Annotated in this window: 6 protein-coding genes and 1 pseudogene; 4 read left to right on the top strand and 3 right to left on the bottom strand. The window is 66.5% G+C overall.

Translation table 11 applies throughout. The features are described from left to right. The 3 genes from ACEN88_RS21600 to ACEN88_RS21610 all read right to left on the bottom strand — a co-directional run. Positions 1–379 (bottom strand): hypothetical protein (locus ACEN88_RS21600; RefSeq protein ID WP_413342896.1); only part of this gene is annotated, 379 nt, incomplete at its 3' end. A gap of 8 nt (positions 380–387) precedes the next feature. Further along, positions 388–1,374 carry an aldo/keto reductase gene (locus ACEN88_RS21605; protein ID WP_413342898.1) on the bottom strand — a complete coding sequence of 329 codons (987 nt, stop codon included), beginning with the start codon at positions 1,372–1,374 and terminating at the stop codon, positions 388–390. Between the two features lie 12 nt (positions 1,375–1,386). Further along, the gene (locus tag ACEN88_RS21610) at positions 1,387–1,854 is read right to left on the bottom strand and encodes an SDR family NAD(P)-dependent oxidoreductase (protein WP_413342906.1); all 468 of its coding nucleotides are present in this window, start codon (positions 1,852–1,854) and stop codon (positions 1,387–1,389) included. A gap of 113 nt (positions 1,855–1,967) precedes the next feature. On the opposite strand from ACEN88_RS21610, the gene ACEN88_RS21615 reads away from it, so the two are divergent. The 4 genes and pseudogenes from ACEN88_RS21615 to ACEN88_RS21630 all read left to right on the top strand — a co-directional run. Next, a complete protein-coding gene (locus ACEN88_RS21615; protein ID WP_413342900.1) occupies positions 1,968–2,882 on the top strand; it encodes a LysR family transcriptional regulator in 915 nt (304 codons plus the stop codon). A gap of 62 nt (positions 2,883–2,944) precedes the next feature. Beyond that, positions 2,945–4,420 carry a sodium:solute symporter gene (locus ACEN88_RS21620; RefSeq protein WP_413342902.1) on the top strand — a complete coding sequence of 492 codons (1,476 nt, stop codon included), beginning with the start codon at positions 2,945–2,947 and terminating at the stop codon, positions 4,418–4,420. A gap of 11 nt (positions 4,421–4,431) precedes the next feature. Then, positions 4,432–6,303 carry a signal peptide peptidase SppA gene (gene sppA / locus ACEN88_RS21625; protein ID WP_413342904.1) on the top strand — a complete coding sequence of 624 codons (1,872 nt, stop codon included), beginning with the start codon at positions 4,432–4,434 and terminating at the stop codon, positions 6,301–6,303. Between the two features lie 269 nt (positions 6,304–6,572). Next, positions 6,573–6,752 (top strand): annotated as a pseudogene (locus ACEN88_RS21630) (efflux transporter periplasmic adaptor subunit); the annotation flags it as partial.

A 6,752-nucleotide genomic window follows, 5' to 3' on the forward strand; every position in this document is an offset into this window, starting at 1 on the left:
TGCCGCGTTCGATGTACGTGTCGAAGATGCCGTCGATGATGGTCCAGTCGTAGACCGGCTTGCCGTCCTTGTCTTCGCTGTACATATTCGTCGAGCCCCACTTGAGCGCATAGCTGCCGTCGCCCGACGTCATGAGGTTGTGCGTGCGGACGTGGACCGGGACCGGGCTCAGGGCGGCGATGTCGCTCAGCAGTTTTTTGCCGTTGGGCGCCGTCGTGTAATTCGGTTCGTCGTAGCCGAACCAGGCCCAGATCGGCGTCAAGGGGCCCTTGACCTGCGTGGCGTCGATGGCCAGCCTGACCGTCTGTGGCGTGGAAGGTTCGGCGGCGTGCAGCGGCGCGCAGGCCGCAAGGAGGAGGGCAACGAGATGTCTCTTCATGTCGACGATCACCAGAGATGGTGCACGTGGGGTGCGATCCGCTCGCGGTACAGCGCGCGCAGCTGTTCCATCGCCGCAGGCGGAATGGCGTCCAGCGCGCTGGCCTGGCTGTTCGCGATCGCCTGCGCGGCATTCCTGGCGCCCGGGATCACCGTGCTGACGCTTTGCTCCATCAGGATCCAGCGCAGCGCGAATTGCGCCATCGTCGCGCCGCCCGGCACCAGTCCGCGGATCCGTTCGACGGCCTCGAGCGCGAGGTCGTACGGGACGCCGGCAAACGTCTCGCCCTTGTCGAACGATTCCCCCTCGCGGTTGAACGCGCGGTGATCGTCCGCGGCGAACGTCGTGCTGGCGCTCATCTTCCCGGTCAGCAGGCCCGACGCGAGCGGGACGCGCACGATCACGCCGACGTCGCGTCGCGCCGCTTCCGCGAAGAACAGCGTGGCTGGACGCTGGCGGAAGATGTTGTAGACGATCTGCACGGTGGCGACATTCGGGTATTCGATGGACTTCAGGCCCTCTTCGACCTTCTCGACGGAGACGCCGTAGTGGCGGATCTTGCCGGCCGCGACCAGGTCGTCCATGGCGCCGAAGACGTCCGGCCGATAAAAGACCGGCGTCGGCGGGCAATGCAGCTGCACGAGGTCCAGGCAGTCGACGCGCAGGTTGCGCAGCGACCGCTCGACGAATGCCGTCAGGTTGGCCTTCGTATAGCCTTCCGCCACGTGGGGCGACAGGCGGCGCCCGGCCTTGGTGGCCACGAACGGCCGCTCGCCGCCGCGTTCCGCGAGCACGTCCGCGATGAGCCGTTCGGAACGGCCGTCGCCATACACGTCGGCGGTATCGATGAACGTGACGCCATTGTCGAGGGCCGCATGCAGCGCGCCCTTGGCGTCCTCCACGCTGACATCGCCCCAGGAGCCGCCGATCGCCCAGGCGCCGAAGCCGATGTCCGAGACGGCCGCACCGGTACGGCCCAGTTTTCTTTGTTGCATCTTTTTTCCTTCTTAAACCATCAGTTGTCCGCCATTGACTTCGATGACCTGGCCAGTGAGATAGCCGGACAGTTCTTTCGAAGCGAGAAACAGGTATGCGCCCACGCACTCTTCCGAAGTGCCGGCGCGCCCCATCGGGATCGTGCCGACCTGGGCCGACAGCAGGTCGGCGGGCGTGTAGCGGTCATGGAAGGCCGTCTGGATCACCCCGGGCGCGACGGCGTTGACGCGGATACCGTCGGCCACGAACTCCTTCGCATGCCCGCGCGTGAGATCGCCGTGGACGACCACGGCACGGTCCGGTGCGCCGGCGGCGACGCGCTCGGCGCCGGCGCGGTTGGTGCCGTAGTGGATCGCCACACGGGCGCCCTGCCCGAGGAACCCGAGCGCAACCGCTGCGCCGATGCCGGCCGAGGCCCCCGTGACGAGGATGCGCTTGCCGGCAAGGTCCGGGATGTTGAGTTCGCTGCGAGATGACATGGGCATGGGGACGGTCGCGAGTTGTCGAGCCATCTTTATACCGCCCAGCCTTGCCGCAGTGCTATCATTCAAAGATGAGCCGCATTCATCGCGGCGATGATTCTCTCTCAACCATGTCCCTGATCGATCGCGTCGATTTCGCCGACCTGCGCCTGTTTCTCGCCATCGTGCGCACGCGCAGCTTCAAGGCGGCCGCGATCCAGCTGGGCCTGTCGCCATCGGCGGCCAGCCACGCCATGCGCCGGCTGGAAGCGCGCCTCGCCGTGAAGCTGCTGAACCGTTCCGCGCGTTCCGTCACCCCGACCGATATCGGCCTCGAACTTGCAAAGCGCCTGGAGGACGGCTTCGACGCGATCGGTGCGGCGCTCGGGCTCATCGACTCGGCCACGCCCGCGCATGGCGAACTGCGGATCAACGTGTTCGCGGACGCGGCCCATCTGTTGATCGAACCGGCGATCGTGGCGTTCGCCCGTGTCTATCCCGACGTACGGCTGACCGTCGTCGTGGAAGACCGGCCCATCGATATCGTCGAGGAAGGCTACGATGCCGGTGTCCGCTATGGGGATTACGTTCCGGAAGACATGGTCGCCGTACCCCTGAGCGGCCCCCAGCGCTGGGTGGTGGCGGCGGCCCCGGCGTATCTGGCCACATACGGCGAGCCGGCGCATCCCGACGACCTGGCGCGGCACCGGTGCCTGCAACTGCTGCTCGGTGACAATTCGGCCTACAAGTGGGAATTCGACATCGACGGCGAACGGCGCCGGATCCGTGTGCCGGGACCGGTCACGATCAACGATACGGCCACGACGATCGCCGTGGCGAAATCCGGCGCGGGCCTGGCCTATCTTCTCGAATCCAGGATCGCGGGCGAACTGGCCGAGGGCAGCCTGCGTATCGTGCTGGATGCGTTCGCCGCGCGCGGCGAGCCTTTCCACATGTACTACAGCAGCCGGCGCCACAGTCATCCGGCGCTGCGCGCCCTGATCAACATCATCCGTGCCCGGCAGTCCCTGCCGCCCGTCGGCTGAAAGCCTGCTGCCGCGCCTTGGGTGTATATTGCCGGGCGATCAGACAACTTTTTGGATCCCCGATGTCCCCGGCTTTACTTTTCTGCATCCTCATCGCGTATTTCGCCCTGCTGCTCGGCGTCGCCTGGGCCACGGGGCGGGGTGCCAACAACGACAGCTTTTTCATCGGTAACAAGAGCAGCAACTGGATGCTCGTCGCGTTCGGCATGGTCGGCACCACGCTGTCCGGCGCCACCTTCATCAGCGTGCCGGGCGCCGTCGGGGCCGACGGCTTCGGCTATGCGCAAATCCTCATCGGCTACGTGATCGGCTACATCGCCGTCGTCTACCTGCTGCTGCCCCTGTACTACCGCCTCCGCTTGACCTCGATCTACCACTACCTCGACGTGCGCCTCGGCCGGCGCGCCTACCAGAGCGGCGCCGGGTTCTTCATCCTGTCGCGCCTGTTCGGCGCCACGGCGCGGCTGTACCTCGTCGTCGCGGTCCTGCAGACCATCATCCTCGACAGCCTCGGCATCCCGTTCTGGCTCACGACCTTCGTCATCCTCGGCATGATCCTGCTGTACACGGTCCAGGGCGGCGTGAAGACCATCGTCTGGACCGATACGCTGCAGACCACGTGCATGCTGGCTGGCCTGTTCGCCTGCGTCGCGTTCATGCTGGGCCAGCTCGACCTGACGATCCCCGAGGCGCTGCGGCAGATGCAGGACAGGGGCCTCGCGCGCGTGTTCACGCACGACCCGGACAGCCCCGGCTACTGGCTCAAGCAGATCGTGGCCGGCGTCTTCATCGTGCTGACGATGACGGGCATGGACCAGGAAATGATGCAGAAGACGATCTCCGTGAAGACCTTGCGGGATTCGCAGAAGAACCTGCTGAGCCTGACCGCCGTGCTGGTCGTCGTGCTGTGCGCCTTCCTGTTCCTCGGCGGCCTGCTGTACCTGTACGCGCCCATCGCCGGCGTCACCGCGACGGGCGACCGGATCTTCCCGGCGGTCGTCATGGGCCACCTGCCCGCCGCGGTGCAGATCATCTTCCTGATCGCGCTGATCTCGGCGCTGTTCCCCAGTGCCGACGGCGCCATCACGGCGCTGACGTCCACGTTCTGCATCGACATCCTCGGCATCAAGCGCCGCACCGACCTGACGGAACACCAGCGCATGCGCCTGCGCCGCCACGTGCACCTCGCGTTCGCCGCGCTGTTCCTGGCCATGGTGCTCGTGTTCAAATGGGTGGACAATCCCAGCATGATCGTCGTCATCCTGAAACTGGCCAGCTATACATACGGACCCTTGCTCGGTCTGTTCGCCTTCGGCATGATGACGACGCGGACGCTGCACGACCGCCTCGTGCCCGTGGTGACCATCGGCGCGCCGATCCTGTGCGCGCTGCTGGAGTATTACCAGCATGCGCTGCTGGGCAGTTACCGCCTCGGCCTCGAACTGCTGATCGTGAACGGCGCCATCGTGTTCGCCGGGCTGTTCGCGATCTCGCGCCGCGCCGAGCCGTCCGCACTGACCGAACCGAATCTCAACTAGCCGGAGCACTAATGTCATTCAAGCCTTTCTCCTCCCTGGGTCGCGGCGTCAAGGCGCTGTGGCGCGGCCTCGACGCCACCCGCCGCTTCGTGCTGAACCTCATCTTCCTGGTCATCCTGATCGCCTTCGTCTGGGCTATGTTCGGCGGCGGCCTCAAGCCGCTGGCGCCCAAGACGGCGCTCGTGCTCGACCTGAAGGGCGAACTGGTCGAGGCGCGCGCCGGCAGCGTGCGCGATTCCGTCGTCGCCGGCCTGTCGGGCAACGGCCGCCGCCTCGTGCGCCTGCCGGACGTGCTGAAGGCGCTGGACGGCGCCGCGAAGGACAGCAACGTGAACGAGGTGCTGGTGCTGCTGGACGAGCTGGATGGCGGCGGCCTCGCGTCCGTGCGCGAGATCGGCGCCGGCATCGAGCGCGTGAAGGCGGCCGGCAAGCGCGTGGTCGTCTGGGGCGGCAACTTCGACCAGAAGCGCTACCTGATCGCCGCGCATGCCAGCGAGATCTACCTGCATCCGATGGGCATGGTGCTGATCGAAGGTTTCGGCCGCCACCGCAATTACTACCGCGACGCGCTGGACAAGGTCGGCGTCACCGTCAACCTGATGAAGGTCGGCACGTATAAAAGCTTCGCGGAGCCGTTCATCGGCAACGGCCCGTCGCCGGCCGCGCAGGAGGCGGACGCGTTCCTGTACAACGGCCTGTGGACCGCGTACACGGACGAAGTCGAGAAGGCGCGCAAGCTGCCGGCGGGGTCGATCGCGAAAGGCATCGACGAGCTGCCGCAGCGCCTGCAGGCGGCCAACGGCAACGCGGCCAGGGTGGCGCTGGACTGGAAGCTGATCGACGGCGTCAAGACCCGCGACGAAGTGCGCGACATGTTCATCAAGCGCGGTGCGTACGACGACCGCATCAAGAGCTTCCGCCAGGTGAGCTTCGGCGACTACGTGGCGCGCCATCCGGAGAAGCCCTTCGGCGACGCGGTCGCCGTCGTCGTCGCGGCCGGCGACATCACGGAAGGCACGGGCGGCCCCGGCATGGTCGGCGGCATCTCGACGGCGAACCTGATCCGCAGCGTGCGCGAGGATTCGTCGGTGAAGGCCGTCGTCCTGCGCGTCAATTCGCCGGGCGGCAGCGCCTACGGTTCGGAACTGATCCGGCGCGAGCTGGAACTGACGCGCGCGGCCGGCAAGCCGGTCGTCGTGTCGATGGGCGACGTGGCCGCGTCGGGCGGCTACTGGATCTCGATGGCGGCCGATGAAGTCATCGCCGACCCGTCCACCGTCACCGGTTCGATCGGCGTGTTCGCCATCCTGCCGACCGCGGACAAGGTCGTCGACAAACTGGGCATCCACACGGCCGGCGTGACGACCACGTGGCTCGCGGACGCCTACAACCCGCTGCGCCCCCTCGATCCGCGCTTCGGCCAGCTGATCCAGTCCGCCATCAACCACGTGTACGACGAGTTCACGACCAAGGCCGCCCTTGCGCGCAAGACGACGCCGGCCAAGATCGACGAAGTGGGCCAGGGCCGCGTGTGGACGGGCACGCAGGCCAAGGAACGCGGCCTCGTCGACCGCCTGGGCAGCTACGGCGACGCGCTGCGCTCGGCCGCCAAGCGCGCGAAGCTGGGCGACGATTTCCGCGTCACCTATGCCGAGCAGCCGACCACGCTGGCCGAGCGCGTGCTGGAACGCATGGGCCTGTCGGACGCGCAGATCCTGAACGTGCAAGTGAAGCTGGGCCTGCTGCCGGTCGACCTCGGCGCGGCCGCGCTGGGCGGCAACGCGACGGCCGGCATCGCCAGGGACCTCGGCTGGCTGTCGGCCGTCGCCGACCGCAAGCAACCGTTCGCGGCTGTCACGCATTGCCTGTGCGGGGTGCCCTGAACCTTTCCGGAGCGTTAATCTTTGTAACAGCGTGTAGTCAGGCAACCATACGTTGCAACACGGGCGTGGGAATCCTCCCGCGCCCGTTTTGTTTGGATCTCCCCGCATGTAGGCTGCTTCTGTGTAAAGCCGTGTAAAGATGCAACTTCCTGTGCCCGGAGAGAGGATACGCTCACCGTACGTTACGAAACATAAGGCAATGCCAGGCCGTGCTACATTTCAAAGGAACATTTATTGTGCTTTTGAACACTCGGCCACCAGGGATCAGAATGGATTCGACCGTCACACCCGACAAGAATAAAACCCCGACCCAACCCAAGCGCTCGCGCCGCACCCGCATCATCGGGACCCTCATCGCCGTCGTCGCGATGGGCGGCCTGGGCTGGCTGGCCTGGCACCTCGTGCACCAGCAGCCGCAGGGCGCGCCCGGCGGCGCGGGCAGGCAGGGC

The sequence above is a fragment of the Massilia sp. CT11-108 genome (assembly GCF_047302915.1).
GTDB lineage: Bacteria > Pseudomonadota > Gammaproteobacteria > Burkholderiales > Burkholderiaceae_D > Telluria > Telluria orientalis.

What these genes read in the sequence shown, in the direction of transcription:
- ACEN88_RS21610 (WP_413342906.1), bottom strand. Translation starts at nt 1,854, where the DNA reads ATGTCATCTCGCAGCGAACTCAACATCCCGGACCTTGCCGGCAAGCGC.
- ACEN88_RS21620 (WP_413342902.1), top strand. Translation starts at nt 2,945, where the DNA reads ATGTCCCCGGCTTTACTTTTCTGCATCCTCATCGCGTATTTCGCCCTG.
- ACEN88_RS21605 (WP_413342898.1), bottom strand. Translation starts at nt 1,374, where the DNA reads ATGCAACAAAGAAAACTGGGCCGTACCGGTGCGGCCGTCTCGGACATC.
- sppA (WP_413342904.1), top strand. Translation starts at nt 4,432, where the DNA reads ATGTCATTCAAGCCTTTCTCCTCCCTGGGTCGCGGCGTCAAGGCGCTG.
- ACEN88_RS21615 (WP_413342900.1), top strand. Translation starts at nt 1,968, where the DNA reads ATGTCCCTGATCGATCGCGTCGATTTCGCCGACCTGCGCCTGTTTCTC.